Origin of the sequence: Paenibacillus pini JCM 16418 (genome assembly GCF_000576305.1) — a bacterium.
Lineage (GTDB): Bacteria > Bacillota > Bacilli > Paenibacillales > Paenibacillaceae > Paenibacillus_AQ > Paenibacillus_AQ pini.
On sequence record NZ_BAVZ01000050.1, the window covers coordinates 1 to 2,314 of the forward strand.

The window sequence follows — 2,314 nt, forward strand, 5'->3', positions numbered from 1 at the left end:
GACCGATTAGTATTGGTCAGCTCCATGCATTGCTGCACTTCCACCTCCAACCTATCTACCTCGTGGTCTTCAAGGGGTCTTACATACTGGGAAATCTCATCTTGAGGGGGGCTTCACGCTTAGATGCTTTCAGCGCTTATCCCGTCCGTACGTAGCTACCCAGCCATGCTCCTGGCGGAACAACTGGTGCACCAGTGGTACGTCCATCCCGGTCCTCTCGTACTAAGGACAGCTCCTCTCAAATTTCCTACGCCCACGACAGATAGGGACCGAACTGTCTCACGACGTTCTGAACCCAGCTCGCGTACCGCTTTAATGGGCGAACAGCCCAACCCTTGGGACCTACTTCAGCCCCAGGATGCGATGAGCCGACATCGAGGTGCCAAACCTCCCGTCGATGTGGACTCTTGGGGGAGATAAGCCTGTTATCCCCAGGGTAGCTTTTATCCGTTGAGCGATGGCCCTTCCATGCGGTACCACCGGATCACTAAGCCCGACTTTCGTCCCTGCTCGACTTGTAGGTCTCGCAGTCAAGCTCCCTTCTGCCTTTGCACTCTTCGAATGATTTCCAACCATTCTGAGGGAACCTTGGGGCGCCTCCGTTACTCTTTAGGAGGCGACCGCCCCAGTCAAACTGTCCACCTGACACTGTCCCCGAACCGGCTAACGGTCCTAGGTTAGAACCTAGATACGATCAGGGTGGTATCCCAACGATGCCTCCATAGAAGCTGGCGCTCCTACTTCTCAGGCTCCCACCTATCCTGTACAGATCGTACCCAAATCCAATATCAAGCTACAGTAAAGCTCCATGGGGTCTTTCCGTCTTGTCGCGGGTAACCTGCATCTTCACAGGTATTAAAATTTCACCGGATCTCTCGTTGAGACAGCGCCCAAGTCGTTACGCCATTCGTGCGGGTCAGAATTTACCTGACAAGGAATTTCGCTACCTTAGGACCGTTATAGTTACGGCCGCCGTTTACTGGGGCTTCGGTTCATAGCTTCGGGTTACCCCTAACCACTCCCCTTAACCTTCCAGCACCGGGCAGGCGTCAGCCGTATACTTCGCCTTACGGCTTCGCACAGACCTGTGTTTTTGCTAAACAGTCGCTTGGGCCTTTTCACTGCGGCCCCCTCGTGCTATTCACACTACCGGGGCACCCCTTCTCCCGAAGTTACGGGGTCATTTTGCCGAGTTCCTTAACGAGAGTTCTTCCGCGCGCCTTAGAATACTCTTCTCGCCTACCTGTGTCGGTTTGCGGTACGGGCACCTTCACCTGGTTAGAGGCTTTTCTTGGCAGTGTGAGATCATGACCTTCGCTACTATAATTTTCGCTCCCCATCACAGCCCAGCCTTACGATGTGCGGATTTGCCTACACACCAGCCTCACTGCTTAGACGGACATCCATCAGTCCGCGTCACTACCCTGCTGCGTCACCCCATTACTCATAACGGTTTACGGTGGTACAGGAATTTCAACCTGTTGTCCTTCGACTACGCCTTTCGGCCTCGCCTTAGGTCCCGACTTACCCTGAGCGGACGAGCCTTCCTCAGGAAACCTTGGGCTTTCGGCGGATCAGATTCTCACTGATCTTTTCGTTACTTATACCGGCATTCTCACTTGTATGCTGTCCAGCGCTCCTTACGGTACACCTTCAACCCACATACAACGCTCCCCTACCCCTGATGCATACGCATCAAGCCATAGCTTCGGTGGCGTGTTTAGCCCCGTTACATTTTCGGCGCAGAGTCACTCGACCAGTGAGCTATTACGCACTCTTTCAATGGTGGCTGCTTCTAAGCCAACATCCTGGTTGTCTGTGCAACTCCACATCCTTTCCCACTTAACACACACTTGGGGACCTTAGCTGATGGTCTGGGCTGTTTCCCTTTTGACAATGGATCTTAGCACTCACTGTCTGACTCCCGGAATTCGAGTCTATGGCATTCGGAGTTTGACTGAGCTTGGTAACCCTTGCGGGCCCCGCACCCAATCAGTGCTCTACCTCCACGACTTATTTCCGAGGCTAGCCCTAAAGCTATTTCGGGGAGAACCAGCTATCTCCGAGTTCGATTGGAATTTCTCCGCTACCCCCACCTCATCCCCGCATTTTTCAACATGCGTGGGTTCGGGCCTCCAGTGCGTGTTACCGCACCTTCACCCTGGACAGGGGTAGATCACACGGTTTCGGGTCTACGTCCACATACTTATTCGCCCTATTCAGACTCGCTTTCGCTGCGGCTCCGCCTTCTCAGCTTAACCTTGCATGGGAACGTAACTCGCCGGTTCATTCTACAAAAGGCACGCCATCACCC

At 53.8% G+C, this 2,314-nt stretch carries 1 rRNA gene; it reads right to left on the reverse strand.

Features of this window, described 5'->3' with window-relative positions:
• Positions 1-2,314, reverse strand: a 23S ribosomal RNA gene (locus tag JCM16418_RS23245); the annotation flags it as partial.